Raw genomic sequence first — 24,144 nt, forward strand, 5'->3', positions numbered from 1 at the left:
CACGTGAGCTCCTCTTCCTCCACCAGGCGCCTGTCGCACCTCCAGGTGCGACAGGGGAACCGTGGCGCTTACCGGCTGGTGCGCACCCCGCCCACGCGGCAGGATCCCCCTCTTCTGGACGCCGCACAGCGCGCGGTGGTTGACCACGCGCGGGGCCCACTCCTCGTCCTCGCAGGTCCGGGTACCGGGAAGACCACCACCCTCGTCGAATCCGTGGCGGCCCGGATCGCCCGTGGCGGGGACCCCGAGCGGATCCTCGTGCTGACGTTCAGCCGCAAGGCGGCCGTCGAACTGCGCGACCGCATGGCACTGCGCATCGGAGCCGCCCGCGCTCCCCGCGCGACCACCTTCCACTCCTTCTGCTACGCCCTGGTCCGCGCCCACCAGGACAGCGACCTGTTCGCGGAACCCCTGCGGCTCCTCTCCGGCCCCGAACAGGACGTGGCGGTACGCGGACTGCTCGCCGGCCAGCCCGACCTGGAGCGACTCGGCCTGGCCCACGTGCGCTGGCCGGACGAACTGCGCGCCTGCCTCACCACCCGCGGCTTCGCCGACGAGGTCCGCGCGGTCCTCGCCCGCAGCCGCGAACTGGGCCTCGGCCCGGACGCCCTGGACGCCTTCGCCCGGCGTATCGGCCGCCCGGACTGGCGGGCCGCCGCCGCCTTCCTCGCCGAGTACCTCGACGTACTCGACATGCAAGGAGTGCTCGACTACGCGGAACTCGTGCACCGCGCCGTACTCCTAGCGAGCCGCCCCGACACCGCCGGGCAGCTCGCCGCCCGTTACGACGCCGTATACGTGGACGAGTACCAGGACACCGACCCGGCCCAGGTACGGCTGTTGCACGCGCTTGCCGGAGGCGGCCGGACACTCGTCGCCCTCGGCGACCCCGACCAGTCGATCTACGCCTTCCGCGGCGCGGACGTCAACGGCATCCTGGACTTCCCGGATGCCTTCCCGCGCGCGGACGGCCGCTCTGCCCCGGTCGAGGTTCTCAGGACGTCCCGCCGCTCCGACGCCACTCTGCTGACAGCCACCCGTCTCCTCACCCAGCGCATGCCCCTGAGCCGCCTCCCGGCCGAGAAGGTGCGCGCCCACCGCGGACTCGCCCCGGTCCGCGACGGAGGCCGCGTCGAGGTCTTCACGTACCCGACGTCCGGTACGGAGCTGGAGAACATCGCCGACATCCTCCGCCGCGCACACCTGGAGGACGGTGTCCCCTGGGGTGAAATGGCTGTCCTGGTGCGGGCCGGCGGCCGTACGATCCCGACGGTCCGGCGCGCCCTCACGTCCGCCGGGGTCCCCCTGGACATCGACGGCGACGACCTGCCCCTGCGCCACGAACCCGCGGTGGCACCGCTCCTGACGGCGCTCCGAGCGGTGGCGACCGCAGCGGCGTCGGGCTGGGACTCGGGCTCGGGCTCGGGCTCGGGTGAGGAGAGGGACACCGAAGGAGCGGAGGACGGCGGGGGCGAAGACGCCGACGTCGCCCCGTCGGGAGCCACCGCCTGGCTCGGTACCGAAACCGCCCTGACCCTCCTCACCTCCCCCCTCGCAGGCATGGACGCCGCCGACCTGCGCCGCCTCGGCCGCGCCCTGCGAGAGGAGGAGAGGACCGCGGGCAACCCCGTACCACCCCCCTCGGACGAACTCCTGGCTCGCGCGCTGGCCGAACCGGAACGTCTGGTCGTCCACGATCCGACGTACGCGCGCGGTGCCCAGCGCCTCGGCGCGCTGCTCGGCAAGGCACGTGAGCGCCTCGCGGGCGGCGGCACAGCGGAGGAAGCCCTCTGGGACCTGTGGAACGGCACACCCTGGCCAGGACGGCTGGAGCGGGCCGCCCGGCGCGGCGGCGCGGCCGGACGCAACGCCGACCGCGACCTCGACGCCATGTGCGCTCTGTTCGCGACCGCCACGCGCGCGGAGGAGCGCACCGGCGGCCGTGGCGCCCTCAACTTCCTGGAGGAGATCGACGCCGAGGACATCGCCGCCGACACCCTCACCCGCCGTGCCGTGCGCCCCGACGCCGTACGTCTGATGACCGCGCACCGCTCCAAGGGCCTCCAGTGGCGTCTCGTGGTCGTCGCGGGCGTCCAGGAGGGTCTGTGGCCCGACCTGCGCCGCCGCGGCTCCCTCCTGGAGGCCGACCGCATCGGCCGCGACGGACTCGCCGAACCGCTCACCCCGGGAGCACTCCTCGCCGAGGAGCGGCGACTGTTCTACGTGGCCGCCACACGCGCGCGTGAACGCCTGGTCGTCACCGCGGTGAAGGCTCCCGCCGACGACGGCGACCAGCCTTCCCGTTTCGTCACCGAACTCGGCGTCGAACCCAAGGACGTCACGGGCCGCCCGCGCCGCCCCCTCTCCGTGGCCGCCCTCGTCGCCGAACTGCGCGCCACCACGGTCGACCCGCGCGTGTCCGCCCCCCTCAGAGAGGCCGCCGCCCGCCGCCTGGCCCGGCTCGCCGCGCTCACCGACGAGGAGAGCCGCCCACTCGTACCGTCAGCCCACCCCTACCGCTGGTGGGGCATGTACGAGCCGACCGAGAGCAAGGTCCCGCTGCGCGACCGCGACCAGCCCGTCGTGCTCTCCGGCAGCGCCCTCGACCAACTCGCCAACACCTGCTCCCTGCAGTGGTTCCTGGGCCGCGAGGTGAAGGCCGACGCCCCCGCGACCGCCGCCCAGGGCTTCGGCAACGTGGTGCACGTCCTCGCCGACGAGGTCGCCTCCGGACACACCCCCGCCGACCTCGCCGTCCTCATGGAACGCCTCGACTCCGTCTGGAACGCACTCGCCTTCGACGCGCCCTGGAAGTCGACGCAGGAGAAGGAGCACGCGCGCGTGGCGCTCGAACGCTTCCTGACGTGGCACGTCGACTCCAGTCGCACCGCCCGCACCCCGGTGGCCAGCGAGCACGACTTCGACGTGACCCTCGGAGCCGGCGACTACGAGGTGCGCATCCGCGGCTCCATGGACCGCGTCGAGGCCGACGGCGAGGGCCGGGCCTACGTGGTCGACTTCAAGACCGGAAAACAGACGCCCACCGCCGCCGAGGTGGCCCGTCACCCCCAGCTCGCCGTCTACCAGCTCGCCGTCCGCGAAGGTGCCGTCGACGACGCCTTCGACGGTGTGCGCCCCGAACCGGGCGGCGCGGAACTCGTCCAGTTGCGTCAGGGCGCCGCGAAGAAGGACGGGGGCGAGACGCTGCCCAAGGTCCAGGCGCAGGCCCCCCTCGGGGAAGAGACAGAGGCGGAGGGGGAGTGGGTCGGCGACCTGCTGGCCACCGCCGCCGGCAAGGTGCTCGACGAACGGTTCAGCCCGACCGTCGGCCAGCACTGCGCGCACTGCTCCTTCCGGGCGTCGTGCAGTGCCCGCCCGGAAGGCCGGCACGTCGTCGAGTGACACCGGTCGGCCCCGCACGAGGGTGACGCCGTACGGGAGTGACGTACGGCACCACCTGTGCCGACCTGCGCTTGTGCCGCCCCGGACGGCGAACCTGGCCTCCACTGTCAGTGGCCGCCGCTAGCCTCTCTGACGTGCCAGCCAGTATCAGCGACCCCGAGCAGCTCAAAGAGCTCCTCGGCATCCCGTTCACCCCGGAGCAGACGGCCTGCATCATCGCGCCGCCCGCCCCGCAGGTGATCGTGGCCGGAGCCGGGTCGGGCAAGACGACGGTGATGGCGGCACGCGTGGTGTGGCTCGTCGGCACCGGCCAGGTCGCGCCCGAACAGGTGCTCGGCCTCACCTTCACCAACAAGGCCGCCGGTGAACTCGCCGAACGCGTCCGCAAGGCGCTCGTGCGGGCGGGCGTCACCGACCCGGACGTCATCGACCCCGACAACCCGCCCGGCGAACCGGTCATCTCCACCTATCACTCCTTCGCCGGCCGCCTCCTGAAGGACCACGGCCTGCGCATCGGCCTCGAACCCACCGCCCGCCTCCTCGCCGACGCGACGCGCTACCAACTCGCCGCGCGCGTACTGCGCGAAGCCCCCGGCCCCTATCCGGCACTCACCCGCTCGTTCCCGGACCTGGTCAGCGACCTCCTGAATCTCGACGCCGAACTCGCCGAACACCTCGTCCGGCCCGAGGAACTGCGCGCGTACGACGCCGAACTGCTGCGCGCCCTGGAGGGCGCCAAACTCACCAACGCGGACCTGCGCAAGGTCCCCGAGACAGCTGCGGCCCGCCGTGAACTCACCGAACTGGTGACCCGCTACCGGGCCGCCAAGCGCGAGCGCGACCTCCTCGACTTCGGCGACCAGATCGCTCTCTCCGCCGCGCTCGCCCGCGTCCCCGAAGTGGGCCGCGTCCTGCGCGACGAGTTCCGGGTGGTGCTCCTCGACGAGTACCAGGACACCTCGGTGGCCCAACGCGTCCTCCTGGCAGGCCTGTTCGGCGACGGAACCGGCCATCCGGTGACCGCGGTCGGTGACCCCTGCCAGGCGATCTACGGCTGGCGCGGCGCCTCCGTCGCCAACCTCGACGACTTCCCCGAGCACTTCGCCCACGCCGACGGCAGCTCGGCCGCCCGCCAGTCGCTCAGTGAGAACCGCCGCAGCGGAGGCCGCCTCCTCGGCCTCGCCAACGGCCTCGCCGAGCCCCTGCGCGCCATGCACGCGGGCGTGGAGGCCCTCCGCCCCGCACCCGGCGCCGAGCGCGACGGCCAGGTGCGCTGCGCGCTGCTGCGCACCCACGCCGAGGAGATCGACTGGCTCGCCGACTCCATCGCCCACCTCGTACGCACCGGCAAGGCACCCGGCGAGATCGCCGTCCTGTGCCGCACCGCCACCGACTTCGCCGAGATCCAGGGCGCGCTCGTCGCCAGGGACATCCCCGTCGAGGTGGTCGGGCTCTCCGGGCTGCTGCACCTGCCCGAGGTCGCCGACCTCGTGTCCGTCTGCGAGGTCCTCCAGGACCCCGGGGCCAACGCCTCCCTGGTCCGGCTGCTGAGCGGCCCGCGCTGGCGCATCGGGCCGCGCGACCTCGCCCTCCTCGGCCGCCGGGCCCGCCTTCTCGTGTCCCACGCGCGCGGGAGCGACGCCGACAACCCGGACCGCCGGCTCGCCGCGGCTGTCGAGGGGGTCGATCCCGCCGAGGTGATTTCGCTCGCGGACGCCCTGGACACCTTCCTGGAGACACCTCTGAGGGGCCAGGGCGACGACGACGGGCTGCCCTTCTCGCCGGACGCGCGCGTGCGCTTCGCCCGGCTCGCCACCGAACTGCGCGACCTGCGCCGCTCACTCGCCGACCCGCTGATGGACGTACTGCACCGCGTCCTCGCCGTCACCGGACTGGAGGTGGAGCTGTCGGCGTCCCCGCATGCCCTGGCCGCCCGCCGCCGCGAGACCCTCTCCAACTTCCTGGACATCGCCGCCTCGTTCGCCGCCCACGAGAGCGAGGCGAGTCTGCTCGCCTTCCTCGGCTTCCTGCGCACGGCCGCGCAGTACGAGAAGGGCCTCGACAACGCCCTGCCCGGTGGCGAGAACACCGTCAAGGTGCTCACCGCCCACAAGTCCAAGGGGCTGGAGTGGGACGTCGTGGCCGTTCCCGGCCTGGTCACCGGCACTTTCCCCAGCGCCCAGGGCCGCGAGAAATGGACCTCTCAGGCCAAGGTCCTGCCGCACGGACTGCGCGGCGACACCGACACACTGCCCGACATCGAGGCCTGGGACTCCCGGGGCATGAAGGCCTTCCAGGAGGCGATGAAGGACCACCAGCACACCGAGGAACTCCGCCTGGGCTACGTCACCTTCACCCGTCCCCGCTCCCTCCTGCTCGGCTCCGGCCACTGGTGGGGCCCCTCCCAGAAGAAGCCCCGAGGCCCCTCCGACTTCCTGCAGGCCCTCCACGACCACTGCACGGCCGGACACGGCGAGATCGAGGCCTGGGCGGACCAACCGCCGGAGGACGAGGAGAATCCCGCCCTGGGCGCGACGACCGCCGACCAACTGTGGCCCCTGCCCCTGGACGACGCCGCGTTCCGCCGCCGCCGGGCCGCAGCCGAGACGGTCCTCGCCCACCTGGAGACCCTCGCCTCCCACGAGGACGGTCACCCCGCGACCGCACACGACGCCGACGCGTACGACGACCCGGACTGGCCCCCGCCGCCGGACGACGAGCCTCCGTACGAGGATGACGAACCCCTTGACGACGGCCCCCTCCGCGAAGACGCCGCTTCCCCCGCCGAGGACGACGGTGACTGGGACGCCTGGACGACGGAGCGCCCCGAACCGCCCGTACAGACCCCGTCCCACGCGCGCGTGACCCACACCGGGCCTGACCACGACCGCCCGCGCACGGTGCCCCACGCCCGCAGACACCCCGCCGAAGCGGATCTCACACCTGAGGAGGCCCGCGCCGCCGCCTCCTGGGACCGCGACCTCGACGCGCTCGCCGGGGAACTGCTGCGCGCGCGGGCGAGCGTCACCGACGTCCCCCTGCCCCCGACACTGACCGCGTCCCAGCTGATGCTCCTGGCCGCCGACCCGGACGCCCTCGCGCAGGAGCTGGCCCGGCCCATGCCACGCCCACCGCAGCCCGCAGCCCGCCGGGGCACCCGCTTCCACGCCTGGGTCGAGGCCCGCTTCGAGGAACTGCGGCTCCCCATGCTGGAGCCCGAGGAACTACCGGGCAGCGACGCGGAGATCGCCGACGAACGCGACCTGCAGGCCCTCAAGGACGCCTTCGAGCACACCGTGTACGCCCACCGCACGCCCTACCGGGTCGAGACCCCCTTCCAGCTCGACATCGCCGGACGCGTCGTACGGGGCCGGATCGACGCCGTCTACAAGGAAGGCGACGGCGCGGAAGCGAGATACGAGATCATCGACTGGAAGACCCACCGCGCCCACACCGCCGACCCCCTCCAGCTCGCTGTCTACCGCCTGGCCTGGGCCGAGCAGCAGGGCGTTCCCCCGGAGGCCGTCGGGGCGGCCTTCCTGTACGTGCGCAGCGGCGAGATCGTCCGGCCGGACGATCTCCCGGACCGGGCCGCACTGGAGCGGCTGCTCCTGGACGAGCCCGCAGCGTTCGAAGTACCGGACGAGGACGTCAGTGCGGGCCGATAAGCTCATGACCATGAGCCAGGCCCCGGACAGCGCCGTCCGTACGTACATCGAGCAGCACCGCGTCACCTTCCTCGACGACCTCGCCGAGTGGCTGCGCATCCCGTCCGTGTCGGCGCAGCCCGACCACGCCGCCGATGTACGCCGCAGCGCCGACTGGCTCGCCGCCAAACTCAGGGAAACCGGCTTCCCCACCGTCGAGGTCTGGGCGACACCGGGAGCCCCGGCGGTCTTCGCCGAGTGGCCCGCCGACGACCCCGCCGCCCCCACCGTCCTCGTCTACGGCCACCACGACGTGCAGCCCGCGGCCATCGAGGACGGCTGGGACAGCGACCCCTTCGAACCGGTCGTCCGGGGAAACCGTCTCCACGCGCGCGGGGCCGCCGACGACAAGGGCCAGGTGTTCTTCCACACACTCGGCGTCCGCGCCCACCTCGCCGCCACCGGCCGCACCGCACCCGCCGTCCATCTGAAGATGCTCGTCGAGGGCGAGGAGGAGTCGGGCTCCGTCCACTTCCGTTCCCTCGTCGAGGAGCACGCCGACCGGCTCTCCGCCGACGCCGTGATCGTCTCCGACACCGGCATGTGGGCCGAGGACACCCCCACGGTGTGCACCGGCATGCGCGGCCTCGCCGAGTGCGAGATCCAGTTCCAGGGACCCGACCAGGACATCCACTCCGGATCCTTCGGCGGCGCCGTGCCCAACCCGGCGACCGCCGTCGCCCGCCTCGTCGCCGCACTGCACGACGAGCACGCGCGTGTGACGATCCCCGGTTTCTACGACGGAGTCACCGAACCCACCGACCGCGAGCGTGAACTCTTCGCCGAACTCCCCTTCGACGAGGAGCAGTGGCTGCGCACCGCCAAGTCGTACGCCACCCATGGCGAAGCCGGACACACCACCCTGGAGCGCGTCTGGACGCGTCCCACCGCTGAGGTCAACGGCATCGGCGGCGGCTACCAGGGGCCCGGCAGCAAGACGATCGTCCCGGCCTCGGCCATGGTGAAACTCTCTTTCCGGCTGGTCGCCGGCCAGGACCCCGACCACATCGAGAAGATCGTCCGCGACTGGGCCGCGACCCGCGTTCCCGCCGGGATCCGGTACGAGATCACCTTCGCGGCGGCCACGCGCCCGTGCCTGACCCCGCTGGACCACCCCGCCCTGCAGTCCGTGGTGCGCGCCATGAGCCGCGCCTTCGACAAGCCGGTCCGCTACACGCGCGAGGGCGGCAGCGGCCCGGCCGCCGACCTCCAGGACGTCCTCGGTGCCCCCGTGCTCTTCCTGGGCATCTCCGTCCCGTCCGACGGCTGGCACGCCCCCAACGAGAAGGTGGAGATCGACCTGCTCCTCAAGGGCGTCGAGACCACCGCCTACCTGTGGGGCGATCTGGCGGAGAACTGGCGCCATGAGTCCTGACAACCCTGAGCGGTCCGGACCGGCAGCCGACCCGGGGCACACTGGAAGCACCGCCCCGCACCTGCGTGAACCCGCCCGGAAACCGCCGCCCCCCATGCGTCCCCACCCGCATCCCGCTGAACCGACCGCCGAAATATCCGTTCCACCGGGGGAGTTGGAAGCACCTGTGACCACCTGGACCGACCACACCGCCGACCGTCCCATCTCGCTCACCGCCCCCAGTGGCATCGACCGGGCCGCGCACCACCGGCTCGACGAGGCCTGGCTCGCCGCGGCGTGGAGCCACCCCACAACCCGCTGCTTCGTGGTCTCCGGCGGCCAGGTCCTCATCGACGAGACGTCCGAGGGGCGTACCGAGCTCGTCATGACCCCCTCCTTCGAAGCCCCTCTCACCGAAGCGCACCGCTACTTCCTCGGCAGTGACGACGACGGCACCAGCTACTTCGCCCTCCAGAAGGACGCCCTGCCCGGCCGCATGGACCAGTCCGCGCGCCCCGCGGGCCTGCGCGAGGCCGGCCTGCTCCTCTCGCCCCGCGACGCGGGTCTGATGGTGCACGCCGTCGCCCTGGAGAACTGGCAGCGCCTGCACCGCTTCTGCTCCCGCTGCGGCGAGCGCACCGTCATCGCCGGCGCCGGCCACATCCGCCGCTGCCAGGCCTGCGGCGCCGAACACTACCCGCGGACCGACCCGGCCGTGATCATGGCCGTCACCGACGAGGAGGACCGCATCCTCCTCGGCCGCCAGGTCCACTGGCCCGAGGGCCGCTTCTCGACGCTCGCCGGTTTCGTCGAGCCCGGCGAGTCCATCGAACAGTCGGTGCGCCGCGAGGTGTTCGAAGAGGCCGGCATCCACGTCGGCCAGGTCGAGTACGTCGCCAGCCAGCCCTGGCCGTTCCCGTCCAGTCTCATGCTCGGCTTCATGGCCCGTGCCACCTCCACCGACATCGAGGTCGACGGCGACGAGATCCACGAGGCCCGTTGGTTCTCCCGTGAGGAGCTGCGCGCGGGCTTCGAATCCGGTGAGGTCCTGCCGCCGTACGGCATCTCGATCGCGGCACGCCTGATCGAACTCTGGTACGGCAAGCCGCTGCCGAAACCGAACAGCGCGCTCTGACGCCCGAGGCCGGTTCCTGAGCCGGTCCCGCCGATGTGCCGGGGCATGCGAAGACCCCCGCACGGCCGTCGGGCCGGTCGGGGGTCCGGGACACGCGGGGTCAGGCGCCGAGGGCCTGCTTCACCTGCGCGAGGCTCGGGTTCGTCATCACGACCTCCGGGCCGTCGTTGGAGGGAACGACCAGTACGGTCGGAACCGTCTGGTTGCCGCCGTTCGCCTTCTCCACGAACGCTGCGGAGTCCGGGTCGTGCTCGATGTTGATCTCGTTGTACGCGATGCCCTCGCGGTCCATCTGGCTCTTCAGCCGACGGCAGTATCCGCACCATGTGGTGCTGTACATCGTCACAGTGCCCGGCATGTCTCTCGCGCTCCTCAGCAGTTCGGGGGACGGGTGCTCGTTGTGGTGGAACGTACGCGGCCCGGCCGCCATTCCCGCAGGGTGTCCGAGAGGGGATGCCTGCCGCATTAGTACGACCGCAAGGGGCTGCCTGTGGACAACCGGCTCACCTGTCTCCGGCGACCTGGCAGCATGGCCGTGTGACAGCAGCAACGCACTCCACCCTCTTCCCGCAGGTTCCGGACTCGGCCGACGCGGTGCTCGACGGACTCGATCCCGAGCAGCGCGAGGTGGCCACCGCCCTGCACGGGCCGGTGTGCGTACTGGCAGGTGCAGGCACGGGAAAGACCCGGGCGATCACCCACCGCATCGCCTACGGCGTCCGCGCCGGAATGCTCCAGCCCTCCAGCGTGCTCGCCGTCACCTTCACCAACCGTGCCGCCGGTGAGATGCGCGGGCGGCTGCGCCAGCTCGGCGCCGGCGGAGTCCAGGCGCGCACCTTCCACTCGGCCGCGCTGCGCCAGCTCCAGTACTTCTGGCCGAAAGCCGTCGGCGGCTCCATGCCCCGCCTCGTCGACCGCAAGATCCAGCTCGTCGCCGATGCCGCCGCCGCCTGCCGCATCCGCCTCGACCGGGGCGAACTGCGGGACGTCACAGCCGAGATCGAATGGTCCAAGGTCACCCAGACCGTCCCCGCCGACTACGTGCCCGCCGTCGCCAAGTCCGGCCGCGTCGCACCCCGCGACCCGGCCGAGATCGCCCAGCTCTACGCCACCTACGAGGATCTGAAGCGGGACCGCTCCCTCATCGACTTCGAGGACGTCCTGCTGCTCACTGTCGCTGTCCTCCAGGACCGGCACGACATCGCCGAGCAGGTCCGCTCCCAGTACCAGCATTTCGTGGTCGACGAGTACCAGGACGTCAGCCCGCTCCAGCAGCGGCTGCTGGAGCTGTGGCTCGGGGAAAGGGACAGTCTCTGTGTGGTCGGCGACGCCAGCCAGACGATCTATTCGTTCACAGGAGCAACTCCTGACCATCTCCTCGACTTCCGCACCCGCCACCCCGGTGCCACCGTCGTCAAGCTGGTCCGCGACTACCGCTCCACACCCCAGGTCGTCCACCTCGCCAACGGACTGCTCGCCCAGGCCCGGGGCCGCGCCGCGGAACACCGCCTGGAACTGATCTCCCAGCGCGCCCCCGGACCCGAACCCGTCTACACCGAGTACGCCGACGAACCCGCCGAGGCCGAGGGCGCCGCCCGCCGCATCCGGGACCTCGTCGCCGGCGGCGTGCCCGCCAGCGAAATCGCCATCCTGACCCGGACGAACGCCCAGTCCGAGACGTACGAACAGGCACTCGCCGATGCCGGAGTCCCCTACCAACTGCGTGGCGCCGAACGGTTCTTCGACCGGCCCGAGGTGCGCAAGGCCATCAGCGCGCTGCGCGCCGCCGCCCGCTTCGGAGCCAACGACTCCCTCCTGGACGACGTCATCGACCTGCCCTCCCAGGTGCGTGCCGTGCTGTCGGGGGAAGGCTGGACCAGTCAGCCGCCCGCCGGCTCCGGGGCCGTCAGGGAGCGCTGGGAGTCGCTGGCCGCACTGGTGAACCTCGCGCAGGACTTCGCTGCTGCGAAAGCGAGTGCCACGCTCGCCGACATCGTCGCCGAACTCGACGAGCGGGCGAACGCCCAGCACGCCCCGACCGTGCAGGGTGTCACTCTCGCGTCCCTCCACTCGGCCAAGGGCCTGGAATGGGACGTCGTCTTCCTGGTCGGCGTCGCCGAGGGCATGATGCCGATCAGCTACGCGAAGACCGATGAACAGATCGAGGAGGAACGCCGCCTCCTGTACGTCGGAGTGACCCGCGCGCGAGAACGCCTTCATGTCTCCTGGGCGCTCTCCCGCGCGCCCGGGGGCCGTCCGAACCGCCGTCCCAGCCGCTTCCTGGACGGACTGCGCCCCGGCTCCGTCACCACGTCCGTCCGGACGGGCACGGCCGGCTCCGGTGGCATCGAGCGCGGCTACGGAGGCCCCCCCGGGGCCGTCCCGCGCCGGACCCAGAGAACGCCTGCCCGCTGCCGGGTCTGCGGGCGCACGCTGACCGACGCGGGCGAGATGAAGCTGATGCGCTGCGACGAGTGCCCCTCCGACATGGATGAGGGCCTCTACGAACGGCTGCGCGAGTGGCGGGCGGTCCAGGCGGCGCGCAGTGGGCAGCCGGCCTTCTGTGTCTTCACCGACAGGACCCTGATGGCGATCGCGGAGACCATCCCGGACGAAGCAGGGGAGCTGGCCCGTATCCCCGGCGTCGGAGTGCGCAAGCTCAACCGGTACGGATCCGATGTTCTGGCCATCTGCGCAGGTCAGGAAGTAGAGGGTGAGGTCGGCAGTGACTGATTCAAACTCGTCGGAAAAATAGTTTGCGCATGCCCCGGGAATCCCCATAGGTTCTTAGCCACGGGAACAGAGTCTTCTCAGAAGGCCTGGCCCTGTGCTGTACTTCATAGTCGTATATCTGTTGGACTGGTTCACCCCAGTCCCCCAAGACGCCGAGAGGAGGCGAGTCCAGTGATCAGCATCAACACCAGCTCTGTCAGCACGGTCAAAATGACCGATCTCTCGACCGTCTCCCTGTGCATGCTCGGCGTCTCGGACCTGGGCACCGGTCTGTCCGGCATTCCTGCCGTCCGGCCGGCGTCCTCCCTGTCTCTCGCGGGTCTTCCTGTCCGTGAGCGCAATGAGCGACCGAGCAAGGCACTGGAAGCAGGAGCAGTAGAGGCGAAGGCCCCGGCCTATGCCTTTGCGGCCGGTGCCGGATCCCTCAAGCAGACGACGCAGCACCACACGATGTGGGCCTTCCGTGGGCCAGAACCCTGGAGTGATCCAGCCTGATTGATCAGGCCGGCGCCTTCAGGGCCGCGGAACCCCACCCGGGATCCGCGGCCCTTCTGTTTTCCCCGAACGGGGACGACGGAGTGAAGGGGCCTCGGGACAAGAGAAAACCCGCCGGTACCAGCCGCACCCGGCCCAACAGGGCCGGAACGACCAGACGAGGAAAACAACCCGTGCAACTCGAAGCGCACGCCCCGTCAGTACCGCCTTCCGAAACGATCCCCCCGCCCGGCCTCACGGAGGACAGCACCTTGATCCCGCTCACCGCGCTCACCGCGCTCGACGACGCCATCGAGAACCTCGGCGTACCTGTCCCCTGCCGTTCCTACGACCCGGAGGTCTTCTTCGCCGAGTCGCCGGCCGACGTCGAGTACGCCAAGTCCCTCTGCCGCACCTGCCCGCTGATGGAGGCCTGCCTCGCCGGCGCCAAGGAGCGGCGTGAGCCCTGGGGCGTCTGGGGCGGCGAACTGTTCGTCCAGGGTGTCGTTGTGGCCCGCAAGCGGCCCCGTGGCCGTCCGCGCAAGAACCCGGTCACAGCATGAACATCACCGGAACGATCGACCGCCCCTTCACGCACGACCCCAAGAAGCAGGCCCCGATGACGCCGACCACCAGCGAGCCCGTCGGCTCCGCGACCCCGGACTTCACCACCACCGGTGCGAACGACTCGCGCCAGAACAGGACCCGAGAGATGCAACTCATCCCAGAAGCCTTGGCTCGTGCGCATATGCACGACCGCCTCCAGGAGGCCGAGCGGGAACGCCGCGCGCACCGCGTGGTGACCGCTCGTCGGCTCCAGCGCCGAGCGGAGCGCGCCTCTCTGCGTGCCCGCCGTGCGCTCGCCATGGCGGTCATGCAGTAACGATCACGGCAGCTCTGCAGTAAGCAACAGCAGCCACTTCCCGTGGGGGTCGGTCCGTCAGAACGGACCGGCCCCCGCGGTGCGTTGTGCCCTCCAGACCGCCGGTCTCGGCGATATCGTCGCCGGGTGACGAGTCTTCCCGGTAGCAGTGGTGGCGAGGACGCCGATTCCCCGACGGACTCCCGACCCGTCGTGTGCGCCCGCTGCGGTACGCGGGCCGAGGGCACGCTGCTGACCTGGACCTGCTCGGTGGAGAACGGAACGCGTCACTACCTCTGCGACACGTGTGCCCGGGAGAACCTCAGGGCGATCGAGGGGCGGCTTGACCCGGCCTGGTGGTGAAGTCTGCTCAGGCCTCGGCAGCCGCGGACTCCTCCTCGGCCTCCGGCAGGAACCCCGGCAGCCACTCCTCCAGTTCCGCGCGCATGCGGACCGTCGCTCCCAGTTGGCACAGGACACCGATGGTGCTCAGGGTCACACGGTGTATCAGCAGGTACGACGGGGGCAGGTTGAGCCGCTTGCCCAGTTGGTGCGCGGGGGAGCGCGGGTCGGCTATGCGGGTCGCCTGGCTGCGCATCCAGCCTCGGCTGAAGGTGAACTCGTCAGCCTGGGCAGGTTCGATGATCGGCAGGAGATAGTCGAGAACAGCGTCGGGATCCAGGTCGATCGTGTCCTTGACGAAGCCTTCCGCGCAGAGGGCCTCGTAGATCGCCTCGGCCTGGCCGTCCAGGGTCAGGCGCAGTGAGTGGCCGATCGTCGGAGGCAGACCGCCCGGGAGCCGGTCGACCGTACCGAAGTCGAGTACGCCCAGACGCCAGTCGTCCTTGCCGCCCGGGCCGCCGGGCAGCAGACGGAAGTTGCCGGGATGGGGGTCGGCGTGCAGGAGGCCGGTGCGGGCGGGGCCCGAGAAGAGGAACCGCGCCAGCAACTGGCCCGCGCGGTCGCGCTGCTCCTGCGTACCGTCGGTGATCACCTCCGACATCGGTATGCCGTCGATCCACTCCGTCACCAGGACCTGCTCGCACTGGTGGACGACGGCCGGTACCACGACGTCCGGATCGTCCGTGAACTCCTCCGCATGGGTCCGCTGGGCCTGGGCCTCCAGGCCGTAGTCGAGTTCCTCCGAGACACGGTCCCGGAGTTCGGTGATGAGCGGCTTGATGTCCATCCCGGGGATGAGGGGCCCCAACAGGCGGGCGAAGCGGCTCAGCTGGTTCAGGTCGGAGAGCAGTGCCTCGCCGGCGCCCGGATACTGCACCTTGACCGCGACCTCGCGTCCGTCGTGCCACAGCCCCCGGTGCACCTGGCCGATCGAGGCCGCGGCGGACGGCTTGTCCTGGAACTCCAGGAACAGGTCCTGCCAGTCCGCGCCGAGCCGTGCCTCGAGTACCGAGTGCACCGTGCGCGTCGGCATCGGCGGGGCCGCTTCCTGGAGCTTCGTCAGCGCCGCGCGGTAGGGGCCCGCGACCTCCTCGGGCAGGGCCGACTCGAAGACGGACAGGGCCTGCCCGAACTTCATCGCACCGCCCTTCAGCTCGCCGAGCACCTTGAACAGCTGTTCCGCCGTGCGCTGCTGCAGTTCGCGGCCGACGATGTCCGCCGACTCGCCGACGAGCCGTTTGCCGAGTCCCCAGGTCGCCCGCCCGGCGATGCCGAGCGGGAGCGCGGCGAGCTTGGCGGTACGGGTGACCGCCTTCCGGGGAAGATCAGACATGAGCCCTCCAAGTTCCGGACAGCCGCGCCGCGTCTGCCTCACGGCGTAACTCCGTCGACGGCCGTTGCTCCGCCATTGTCTCGTGCGACTCCCCGTCCTCCGAGGTGTGTTCCTCCTTCTTACTCTTCTCCTCGGCACCGCAGGGACATGCGGGGTGGGCCCAGACCGGTCGGGCGTGCCAGTCGAGACCGGGTACGGAGACCTCCCAACGGGCGCCCGCGGTGGACGGGGTCCTACCGTCCAGGAAGGCGAGCGCGTGGCTCGCGGTCAGGCCCGCGACCGTCGTCGCCAGGGCCAGATCACAGGCCCTGACCTGGCGCGGACGTGCGGAGCGCCACTGCGCCACCAGGCGTGGCCAGACGGGGTCCCGGTCGACGCGCCACCGGTCCAGACAGCCGGCGCAGGCCGTCTCGCCCGGCAGGACCAGCGGGCCCACGATGCCGGTTCCCTCCACCACGCCCGCGTACAGATGGGGTGTGCCCGAGGTCACGAGTGGTTCTGCGGCTGCCGGGTCGGGAGCATGCACGGCGAGGTCGTCGCGCGGGGCGAGGATCACCAGGGAGAGACCGGGGTCGTGCTCGCCGGGCGGCGACTGGGCCGCCGTACGCCGTGGTGAGCGGTCCGGTGCCGCCCGGCGGGCAGCGCGCCGCGCGGACTCGTCCCGGCGTTCGCCGACGGAATCGACGGGCAGACCACCCGGTGCGACGTCCCACGGCTCGACCACGCCGCCGTCGCGCACATCGACGTGTCCCACGCCCGCGCCCGCCAGCAGCGAGGCCACCACGGCGCCCACCCGGCCCGCGCCCCGGACCTGCACGCGCAGCGACCTGCGAGCGGCCAGCCGTGCCATCGCCTCGCCCGGGTCCCGTGCGATCAGAGACAGAGAGGCCAGATCGGGACCCAGCCGCTCCAGAACCTTCTCCTTGCCGCGCAGCGTTTCGACGGCCGGGCCGCCGCCTGTCGCGTCGTCGAGGAGGCCGGCCTCGCTCAGCCGCTCCACCAGTCCGTCGACATGGGCGGCCGGCAGGTCCATGCGGTGCCCTTCGTCATGGAGGCGCGGCAGTCCGCGAGTGCCGTCGAGCAGGCTCAGGAAGCTGCCCGTCGCCGTGTCCATCGGGCCGAGTGTCATCGCGTGGGCGGGCGTCATCCCGAACTGCACCGTGTTCAGATCCCGCCAGCCGCTGCGCAACGCGCCCTTCATGATGGGGTGACTGACACGCGGGCGGGTCTCACCCGAGTGCCTTGTGGCCGTCTGTGTGACAGCCGTGTCCGAAGCAGGCGCAGGTGTGGTGGTTGATCGCATGGCAGGCCCCCGTAGCCAGAGAAAATCCCCGTGGAAAGTCCTTGTTTGTCGGTGGATGTCAGTGCTCGTCCGCCGATGGATGCCAGCATGCCCGGTTCGCCCATCGGGCGTCGAAAGTTGTCCACAGGCGGTGGGTGTTAGTCGTACAAATCAAACGCATGGTGGGGATCGCCGCCGAACCGCGCCGGAGTCAAGACTTCCTCCATGCACAGCGGGTAACGTCGTGCCGTGCCCGCCGACCCACTGCACCGCGCCGGAAACCCACAGCGCAGTACGACGAGCCAGCCGCCGAGCGGCTCGGGGGCGAGCGCGATCGAGGTTCGCAGGAGCGACCGGCGACGCCGGACGGTCTCCGCGTACCGCGAGGGCGATCGCACCGTCGTGCTCATCCCCGCCCGGATGTCCGAGGCCGAGGAAAAACGCTGGGTGACTGTCATGCTCGACAAACTGGCCGCCCAGGAGAGCAAGAACAAACGGGTGCCCGGCGACAGCGAGCTGGCCGAGCGCGCCGAGCAGCTGTCGGCCCAGTACTTCGAAGGCCGCGCCCGGCCCAACTCGGTGCGCTGGGTCACCAACCAGAACACGCGCTGGGGATCGTGCACACCGGCCGAGGGCAGCATCCGCCTGTCGCACCGGCTGCAGGGCATGCCCGAGTACGTTGTCGACTACGTCCTCCTCCATGAGCTGGCGCATCTGCTGGTTCCTGGGCACGGGCCCCGTTTCTGGCGGCTCCTGGACGCGTATCCGCGGACCGAGAGGGCCCGTGGCTACCTTGAAGGAGTGGTCGCCGCCGACCGGCTGCCGCATCCGCCCTCCGCGCGCGGGGACTGATCTCCGGGCCGCGAGTGCGCGGTGGTGACGGGGTGTTGTGTACCGGGTTTGTACCGGCTCGGGTCACGTCCGGAATTAGCCGTTAGCCTGACCCGACGCATTCGGCATTCGGGATGGGGGACGGTCGGTACGCATGGCCAGGGAATTCCAACGCGGCCACAAGGCCAGGATCAGTGATCTCACAGCGGGCACGGACCTGTACGTAGGTGTACAGATCTCCGGACCGGGGCTGACCTTCGACATCAGCTGCTTCGGCCTCGACGCCGACGAGCGGCTCTCGGACGACCGGTACTTCGTCTTCTTCAACCAGCCGAAGTCACCCGAGGAGTCCATCCAGATCCTGGGCGCTCAGGCGGGCGACACGGAGTCCTTCCGCGTCACGCTCGACCGGATCCCGCCGCAGATCCAGAAACTGTCCTTCACGGCCACGCTCGACGGCGCCGGGCAGATGTCGCAGATCGCCCCCGGATACCTCCGTATCGTCGCCGGCGGTGAAGAGGTGGCCCGCTACTCCTTCAACGGCTCGGAGTTCTCCACCGAGCGGGCCGTGATGCTGGGCGACTTCTACCTGAAGGACGTGTGGCGGTTCGCCGCGGTCGGACAGGGTTTCGACGGCGGCCTCGACGCGCTGCTGAAGAACTTCGGCGGGGAGGTCGCCGAGGAGGAGAAGCCCGCTCCGCAGCAGCCCCAGACCGGTGCCGCTCCCGGTTTCGCGCCGCCCGCGTTCGGTGCTCCGGCACCGGCCCCCGCCGCTCAGCAGCCCGCCGCGCAGGGTTTCGCGCCCCCTCCGGGAGCCACCGCGCCCCCGGCTCCGGCCCCCGCGCCGTCGATGCACGCGGCTCCCACCATCATCGCGCCCCTGACACCGCCCGGCGGCGCCCAGGTACCGCCCCCGGCTCCGGCTCCGGCGCCCTACGGACAGCCGGGGCACCCGCAGGCCCCGTACGGCCAGCCGCCCGCCCAGACAGGGTCACTGCCCCCCGGCTACGGCCAGCCCCAGGCGCCCCAGACCCCGCCCGGCTACGGGCAGCCGACCCCACCCCCGGGTTACGGCCAGCAGCCCCCGTTCGGGCAGGTCCCCGGCCCGCAGGCCACCTACGGCGTGCCCCAGGGCGTACCGCAAGGTGCTGGGCAGGGCGCCGGCGTCACAGCCGCGCTCCAGCAGTTCAAGGAGACGCCGACCGGTCAGCGCTGGACGCAGCAGAACAAGAAGCTGATCCGCGTCGACCTGGGCATGGGCGGTCAGCCCGTGCTGGCCCGACAGGGCAGCATGGTCCTCTACCAGGGCAAGGTCGACTTCAGCTACAAGGGCGCCGGATTCGCCGGCCGCGTCGTGGGTGGCGCGACCGGCCAGGAGATGCAGCTGATGCGCTGTACCGGCCAGGGCCAGGTGTTCCTCGCCGACAACTCCACGATGCTGCACCCCATCGAGCTGCAGGGCGACGGCATCTGCGTGTCCGCCGAGAACGTCCTCGCGTTCGACGAGAGCCTCCAGTACGAGGTGCGTCGCGTCGAGGGACACGGCATTCCCGGCGGTGCCCTCTTCACCATGCTGTTCACGGGCACCGGCACCATCGTCGTGAAGACGCACGGCGTCCCCGTCGTCCTGCCCGTCACGCCCACCACGTTCGCCGACTGCAACGCCGTGGTCGCCTGGTCCGCCGCCTCCCAGGTGGTTGTCTCCAGCCAGGTGCGGATGCGCCGCAACGCCTACCCCGGTGACACCGGGGAGGGCGTCAACCTCCAGTTCCGAGGCGCGCCCGGCAACTTCATCGTCGTCCAGCCGTACGAGGTCTGAGGGAGCCCGTCATGAACCAGCCACTCGCGGGCTACGCTCCCGCACCCGTCACCGCCCGCATGGACAACCACGGCAATCACATGCTGAAGGTCGCCATGCAGACCGGAAACGACCTCCTCGCGCGCGTGGGGTCGATGGTCGCCTACGAAGGGTTCGTCCAGTACGAGCCCAACCCGCCGGCCGTACGCCAGATCGCCAAGGACTGGATGACCGGCGAGGGCGCGCCCCTGATGAAGTGTTCGGGGGACGGCCTGCTCTATCTCGCCGACTACGGCGCGAACGTGGTCGTGATCAACCTCAACGGCGACGGCATCTCCGTCAACGCCACCAACCTGCTCGCCTTCGACGCACACCTCACCTGGGGCGTCGAGCGGGTCAAGGGGCTGGCGAAGTTCGCCGGGCAGGGCCTGTGGAACACCAAGATCTCCGGGCAGGGCTGGGTCGCGCTGACCTCCCGGGGCAAGCCGATCGTCGTCGACTGCGGTGGCGGCGACGACGAGACGTACGTCGACCCGGACGCGCTCGTCGCCTGGTCCCCGAACCTCAAGGTGAAGGGCAAGCGCAGCTTCAAGGCGCAGTCGCTCATCGGGCGGGGCAGCGGCGAGGCCTACCAGATGGCCTTCTCCGGCCAGGGCATCGTCGTCGTCCAGCCCAGCGAGGACAGCACCGACCGTCTCCGGGTCCGGGGCTGAGGGGGAACCAGAACGCCATGCAGAGCCCACTTTTCGCGCACAACGACTCGCAGACCCAGGAACGCTGGAGTCTGCAGAGCAAGCAGATGCTCCGGGTCACCCTGGAGGGCCACGACGACATCCTCGCCCGCAAGGGCACGATGGTCGCCTACCAGGGCCTGATGGAGTTCGACGCCGAGTACCAGAGCAGCAACCAGGGCCGCTCGCGCGCACAAACGGGCGAGGGCCTGGACCTGATGCGCTGCCACGGCCAGGGCACCGTCTATCTCGCCAACCTCGCCCAGCACATCCATGTGGTGGACGTGGAGCAGGACGGGCTGACGGTCGACAGCAGTTACGTGCTGGCGATGGACTCCGGGCTGCACCACGAGGTCATCGCCGTGGACAGCCTGTACGGCATCTCCGGTTCCGGGAAGTACCAGCTCAACATCACCGGCCGCGGCAGGGTCGCTCTGATGACCTCGGGCGCGCCGCTGATGATGCAGGTGACGCCGGACAAGTACGTCAACTGTGACGCCGACGCGATCGTCGCCTGGTCGACCGGCCTGCGCGTGCAGATGCAGGCCCAGACGCACACCTCCGGAGTGTGGCGACGCCGCGGCAACACCGGCGAGGGCTGGGAGCTCAGCTTCATGGGCAGCGGCTACGCGCTGGTCCAGCCCAGCGAGTTGCTGCCGCCGCAGAACGCCCAGATCGGCTCGGGCGCCGCCGCCCAGTTCGGTATGGGACAGCACGGGGCCCGGGCGCAGAACCAGGGCAACGCCTGGAGCTAGTCGCACCGGCCAGGTGGCAGGTGACGTGTAAGGGGCGACCGCCATGGGTGGTCGCCCCTTACACGTTCACAGTCTGGCGAGGGTTGCTTCGAGCAGTCGTACGACTGAGTCGTCCGCTACGTCCGCCACCTCGTCGTAGGCGAACCAGCGCAGGTCCAGGGACTCGTCACTGATCGCCGCCACGGCTCCCCGCGGGGCCAGGGCGGCGTACTGCACATCCAGGTGCCAGGCGCAGGGCGTGTGGTGCCGGTCCAGGCGGACCGGAGTGCTCTGGAGCAGACTCAGCGAGGGGATGCCGGACTCCTCCGTGGCCTCGCGGAGCGCGGCATCGGCGAGCGTGTTGTCGCTCTGCTCGCAGTGACCGCCCATCTGGAGCCACATCCGCAGCTTCCTGTGGAGCGTGAGCAGGACCCGCTCACGCTCCGGGTCGATCACGAGAGCGCTGGCTGTGATATGTCCGTCCTCGCAGGCCTTCCACATGCCGTCGGGATGGCCGTCCAGATGGTCCAGGTAGACCTGACGGAGATCCTGCTGATCCTCGTACTTCTCCAGCACCTGGACCGTGTCGTCGTGGAGAGTCACTCGGAGTCGTCGTCCTTCTTCAGGTCCGGCTTCTCGGCGGAGCCGCCCGCCGCCTCGCCGAGCATCTTGTCCAGCTCGGAGAAGTCGAGCTGCTCGCGGTGCACGAAGCCGTCCGGGTCGTCCAGGTCGGAGGCCGTCGGCAGCATGTCCGGGTGGGCCCACAGGCCGTCCCGGCCGTCGACACCGCGGGCGTCCGTCAGCGACGCCCACAGGCGCGAGGCGTCGCGCAGACGGCGGGGGCGCAGCTCCAGGCCGATCAGGGTGGCGAACGTCTGCTCGGCCGGGCCGCCCGAGGCACGCCGGCGGCGCAGGGTCTCACGCAGCGCGTCCGCGGACGTCAGGCGGGGCTTCGCCGCAGCGTGCACCACCGCGTCCACCCAACCCTCCACGAGGGCCAGCGCCGTCTCCAGACGGGCCAGGGCGACCTTCTGCTCCGGGGTGTCCTCCGGCTGGAACATGCCCTGCTGAAGCGCGTCCTGCAGCTGCTCCGGGTTCTGCGGGTCGAACTGTCCGACCACGTCCTCCAGCTTGGCCGTGTCGACCTTGATCCCGCGCGCGTAGCCGTCGACCGCGCCGAACAGATGGGAACGCAGCCACGGCACATGGGCGAACAGGCGCTGGTGGGCGGCCTCGCGCAGGGCGAGATACAGCCGTACCTCCTCCTGCGGCACACCCAGGTCCTTGCCGAACGCCTCGATGTTCGCCGGCAGCAGCGCGGCCCGGCCGGTCGGGCCCAGCGGCAGACCGATGTCCGTCGAGCCGACGACCTCGCCCGCGAGCACCCCGACCGCCTGTCCGATCTGCGTGCCGAACATCGCGCCGCCCATGGAGCGCATCATGCCGATCAACGGGCCCGCCATGGCCTGCATCTCCTCGGGCAGGACATCGCCCATGGCCGCGCCGACGCGCTCGGCGACCGGGTCGACCAGCTCCTTCCAGGCGGGCAGGGTGGCCTCGACCCACTCCGCGCGGCTCCACGCCACGGCGGAGCCCGCACCGGACGGCAGCGATGTCGCGTCGTCCAGCCACAGGTCCGCCAGTCGGACGGACTCCTCGACCGCGGTGCGCTCCGAGGGGCCGATGCTGGAGTCCTTGGTGCCGTCGGACGTCCCCTGCGAGACCGTCTGGCGGGCGATCTGCTTGGCCATGTCCCAGTTCACCGGACCGCCCTCGTACGAGAGCATCTGGCCCAGCTGCTGGAACGCGGCGCCCAGGTCGTTGGGGTTCATGGAACCGAACATGGCTGCGAGCGGATTGTCGCCTCCGGGACCACCGAAGCCGGGCAGTCCGAAACCGAACGGTCCCTGACCACCACCGCCCTGCTGGTCCTCCTGCTTGCCCTCGTCGCCGTTCTCCGGCTCCTCCGGCGGAAGGCCGAAACCGAATGGGGTGTCACTCACGGGATTCCTCGGCTGGTAAGGCCGTCGGCTCTTCGACGGCGGCTGCCCGACAACACCACCCAGCCTAGACACCGTGGCCGGTTGGGGGCTCGGTGCTTCGCCGACTCCTGGCCTGCGGCAGGATGGATGTCACCTGGTACGTACGCGTCACGCGCGTCCTTACTGAAGACAACCGCTGGAGACGCCGGTGAGTTCCCCAGATCCGCAGGTTCGCGCAGCGCGAAACCACTCAACCAACCCGGCCCAACGCGGGCCGGTCGTCGCGGTCACCGGTGCCGCGGCAGGCATCGGAGCGCTGCTCACGGAGCGACTCGCCGCGTCCGAGGAGATCAAGCAGGTCGTCGCCATCGACGAGCGCCGCGGCGAGTGCGCGGCGGCGCAGTGGCACATCCTCGATGTACGGGATCCGGCCATCGCGGAGAAGCTGCGGGGCGCCGACGTCGTGGTCCATCTGGCCCTGGATCTGGACCTGGAGACGGACGGCGCGGCCCGTACGGCGTACAACGTGCGCGGGACGCAGACCGTGCTGACGGCTGCCGCCGCGGCCGGGGTGCACCGGGTCGTGCTGTGCACGTCCGCGATGGTCTACGGGGCGTTGCCGGACAACGAACTGCCGCTCGCGGAGGACGCCGAGCTGCGCGCGACTGCCGAGGCGACCGGGGTCGGCGACCTGCTGGAGATCGAGCGGCTCGCCCGGCGCGCACCGCGGGCGCATCCCGGGCTCAATGTGACGGTCGTGCGGCCCGCGGTGCTGATCGGCGGTACGGACACCGCTCTGACCAGGTATTTCGAGTCGCCTCGGCTGCTGGTCGTGGCCGGGTCGCGGCCCGCCTGGCAGTTCTGTCACGTCGAGGATCTGTGCAGCGCTCTGGAGTACGCGGTGCTGGAGAAGGTCGAGGGAGAGCTGGCCGTCGGGTGCGACGGGTGGCTGGAGCAGGAGCAGGTCGAGGAGATCAGCGGGATCCGGCGCATGGAGCTGCCGTCCGCTGTCGCTCTGGGCGCGGCAGCCCGGCTGCACAGGATCGGGCTCACGCCCTCACCGGCCGGGGATCTGGCGTACACGATGTATCCCTGGGTGGTGAGCGGGAGCAGGCTGCACGATGCCGGGTGGCGGCCTCAGTGGAGCAACGAGGAGGTGCTCGCGGAGCTGCTCGAGGAGGTTGCCGGGCGGCACACGCTGGCTGGGCGGCGGCTTGGGCGGAAGGACGCGACCGCGGCGGGGGCCGCGGGGGCGACGGTGGCTTTGTTGGGTACGGCCGCGTTGGTGCGGCGGGCTCGGAAGGCTCGGCGGCGGATCTGAGGGGTGGGGCGCGGGTGGAGTTTTCTCGCCCCCGCCGCCCTTACCCGTCCCATCCTGTTCCTG

At 71.0% G+C, this 24,144-nt stretch carries 19 protein-coding genes; 14 read left to right on the top strand and 5 right to left on the bottom strand.

Annotated elements, in window-relative coordinates; all coding sequences use genetic code 11:
• Positions 1-3: 3 nt before the first annotated feature.
• The 4 genes from G3I56_RS13490 to nudC all read left to right on the top strand — a co-directional run bounded on the left by G3I56_RS13490 (position 4) and on the right by nudC (position 9,598).
• On the top strand, positions 4-3,402 hold the full coding sequence (locus G3I56_RS13490; protein WP_164409194.1) for an ATP-dependent DNA helicase: 3,399 nt from the start codon (positions 4-6) through the stop codon (positions 3,400-3,402).
• 134 nt (positions 3,403-3,536) lie between these two features.
• Entirely contained in the window at positions 3,537-7,070 is a 3,534-nt protein-coding gene (locus G3I56_RS13495) for a UvrD-helicase domain-containing protein (protein ID WP_164409195.1), read from the top strand.
• A 4-nt stretch (positions 7,071-7,074) separates the two neighbouring features.
• Positions 7,075-8,484 carry a dipeptidase gene (locus tag G3I56_RS13500; protein WP_164409196.1) on the top strand — a complete coding sequence of 470 codons (1,410 nt, stop codon included), beginning with the start codon at positions 7,075-7,077 and terminating at the stop codon, positions 8,482-8,484.
• 154 nt (positions 8,485-8,638) lie between these two features.
• Positions 8,639-9,598 carry an NAD(+) diphosphatase gene (nudC, locus tag G3I56_RS13505; protein WP_164409197.1) on the top strand — a complete coding sequence of 320 codons (960 nt, stop codon included), beginning with the start codon at positions 8,639-8,641 and terminating at the stop codon, positions 9,596-9,598.
• 100 nt (positions 9,599-9,698) lie between these two features.
• Here nudC and G3I56_RS13510 read toward each other — a convergent pair whose 3' ends face one another.
• The gene (locus G3I56_RS13510) at positions 9,699-9,956 is read right to left on the bottom strand and encodes a glutaredoxin domain-containing protein (RefSeq protein WP_006383423.1); all 258 of its coding nucleotides are present in this window, start codon (positions 9,954-9,956) and stop codon (positions 9,699-9,701) included.
• A 179-nt stretch (positions 9,957-10,135) separates the two neighbouring features.
• On the opposite strand from G3I56_RS13510, the gene G3I56_RS13515 reads away from it, so the two are divergent.
• The 5 genes from G3I56_RS13515 to G3I56_RS13535 all read left to right on the top strand — a co-directional run bounded on the left by G3I56_RS13515 (position 10,136) and on the right by G3I56_RS13535 (position 14,030).
• Positions 10,136-12,331 carry an ATP-dependent DNA helicase UvrD2 gene (locus tag G3I56_RS13515; protein ID WP_343239940.1) on the top strand — a complete coding sequence of 732 codons (2,196 nt, stop codon included), beginning with the start codon at positions 10,136-10,138 and terminating at the stop codon, positions 12,329-12,331.
• 171 nt (positions 12,332-12,502) lie between these two features.
• Positions 12,503-12,826: a hypothetical protein gene (locus G3I56_RS13520; RefSeq protein WP_164409199.1), complete on the top strand. Its 324-nt coding sequence runs from the start codon at positions 12,503-12,505 to the stop codon at positions 12,824-12,826.
• Positions 12,827-12,999: 173 nt separating this feature from the next.
• The gene (locus G3I56_RS13525; RefSeq protein ID WP_020119791.1) at positions 13,000-13,368 is read left to right on the top strand and encodes a WhiB family transcriptional regulator; all 369 of its coding nucleotides are present in this window, start codon (positions 13,000-13,002) and stop codon (positions 13,366-13,368) included.
• Positions 13,365-13,688: a hypothetical protein gene (locus G3I56_RS13530; RefSeq protein ID WP_164409200.1), complete on the top strand. Its 324-nt coding sequence runs from the start codon at positions 13,365-13,367 to the stop codon at positions 13,686-13,688. The genes G3I56_RS13525 and G3I56_RS13530 overlap by 4 nt, the downstream gene beginning before the upstream one ends.
• A gap of 126 nt (positions 13,689-13,814) precedes the next feature.
• Positions 13,815-14,030, top strand: a complete 216-nt coding sequence (locus tag G3I56_RS13535) for a hypothetical protein (protein ID WP_164409201.1) — start codon at positions 13,815-13,817, stop codon at positions 14,028-14,030.
• Between the two features lie 7 nt (positions 14,031-14,037).
• On the opposite strand, the gene G3I56_RS13540 is transcribed toward G3I56_RS13535, so the two are convergent.
• Positions 14,038-15,402 (bottom strand): AarF/ABC1/UbiB kinase family protein, encoded by a 1,365-nt coding sequence (locus tag G3I56_RS13540; RefSeq protein WP_164409202.1) that lies wholly within the window; start codon positions 15,400-15,402, stop codon positions 14,038-14,040.
• Positions 15,395-16,603: a TOMM precursor leader peptide-binding protein gene (locus G3I56_RS13545; protein ID WP_164409203.1), complete on the bottom strand. Its 1,209-nt coding sequence runs from the start codon at positions 16,601-16,603 to the stop codon at positions 15,395-15,397. The genes G3I56_RS13540 and G3I56_RS13545 overlap by 8 nt, the downstream gene beginning before the upstream one ends.
• A 330-nt stretch (positions 16,604-16,933) precedes the next feature.
• On the opposite strand from G3I56_RS13545, the gene G3I56_RS13550 reads away from it, so the two are divergent.
• From G3I56_RS13550 to G3I56_RS13565, 4 genes are all read left to right on the top strand, one after another.
• Positions 16,934-17,536 (top strand): M48 family metallopeptidase, encoded by a 603-nt coding sequence (locus G3I56_RS13550; protein WP_164409204.1) that lies wholly within the window; start codon positions 16,934-16,936, stop codon positions 17,534-17,536.
• Positions 17,537-17,669: 133 nt separating this feature from the next.
• A complete protein-coding gene (locus G3I56_RS13555) occupies positions 17,670-19,334 on the top strand; it encodes a TerD family protein (RefSeq protein ID WP_164409205.1) in 1,665 nt (554 codons plus the stop codon).
• Between the two features lie 11 nt (positions 19,335-19,345).
• Positions 19,346-20,026 carry an AIM24 family protein gene (locus G3I56_RS13560; protein WP_164409206.1) on the top strand — a complete coding sequence of 227 codons (681 nt, stop codon included), beginning with the start codon at positions 19,346-19,348 and terminating at the stop codon, positions 20,024-20,026.
• A 17-nt stretch (positions 20,027-20,043) separates the two neighbouring features.
• Entirely contained in the window at positions 20,044-20,799 is a 756-nt protein-coding gene (locus tag G3I56_RS13565) for an AIM24 family protein (RefSeq protein WP_164409207.1), read from the top strand.
• A 66-nt stretch (positions 20,800-20,865) separates the two neighbouring features.
• Here G3I56_RS13565 and G3I56_RS13570 read toward each other — a convergent pair whose 3' ends face one another.
• A complete protein-coding gene (locus G3I56_RS13570) occupies positions 20,866-21,381 on the bottom strand; it encodes an NUDIX hydrolase (RefSeq protein ID WP_164409208.1) in 516 nt (171 codons plus the stop codon).
• Entirely contained in the window at positions 21,378-22,781 is a 1,404-nt protein-coding gene (locus G3I56_RS13575) for a zinc-dependent metalloprotease (RefSeq protein WP_164409209.1), read from the bottom strand. The genes G3I56_RS13570 and G3I56_RS13575 overlap by 4 nt, the downstream gene beginning before the upstream one ends.
• Positions 22,782-22,968: 187 nt before the next feature.
• Here G3I56_RS13575 and G3I56_RS13580 point away from each other — a divergent pair, with 187 nt between their 5' ends.
• On the top strand, positions 22,969-24,081 hold the full coding sequence (locus G3I56_RS13580) for an SDR family oxidoreductase (RefSeq protein WP_164409210.1): 1,113 nt from the start codon (positions 22,969-22,971) through the stop codon (positions 24,079-24,081).
• Positions 24,082-24,144: the final 63 nt, after the last annotated feature.

This window comes from Streptomyces sp. SID12488, assembly GCF_010548275.1.
In the GTDB taxonomy this organism is placed as follows: Bacteria; Actinomycetota; Actinomycetes; order Streptomycetales; family Streptomycetaceae; genus Streptomyces.

Excerpts from the sequence above, each read along its gene's own strand:
- G3I56_RS13500 (WP_164409196.1), top strand. The coding sequence starts at position 7,075 with ATGACCATGAGCCAGGCCCCGGACAGCGCCGTCCGTACGTACATCGAG.
- G3I56_RS13510 (WP_006383423.1), bottom strand. The coding sequence starts at position 9,956 with ATGCCGGGCACTGTGACGATGTACAGCACCACATGGTGCGGATACTGC.
- G3I56_RS13530 (WP_164409200.1), top strand. The coding sequence starts at position 13,365 with ATGAACATCACCGGAACGATCGACCGCCCCTTCACGCACGACCCCAAG.
- G3I56_RS13540 (WP_164409202.1), bottom strand. The coding sequence starts at position 15,402 with ATGTCTGATCTTCCCCGGAAGGCGGTCACCCGTACCGCCAAGCTCGCC.
- G3I56_RS13545 (WP_164409203.1), bottom strand. The coding sequence starts at position 16,603 with ATGAAGGGCGCGTTGCGCAGCGGCTGGCGGGATCTGAACACGGTGCAG.
- G3I56_RS13555 (WP_164409205.1), top strand. The coding sequence starts at position 17,670 with ATGGCCAGGGAATTCCAACGCGGCCACAAGGCCAGGATCAGTGATCTC.
- G3I56_RS13560 (WP_164409206.1), top strand. The coding sequence starts at position 19,346 with ATGAACCAGCCACTCGCGGGCTACGCTCCCGCACCCGTCACCGCCCGC.
- G3I56_RS13565 (WP_164409207.1), top strand. The coding sequence starts at position 20,044 with ATGCAGAGCCCACTTTTCGCGCACAACGACTCGCAGACCCAGGAACGC.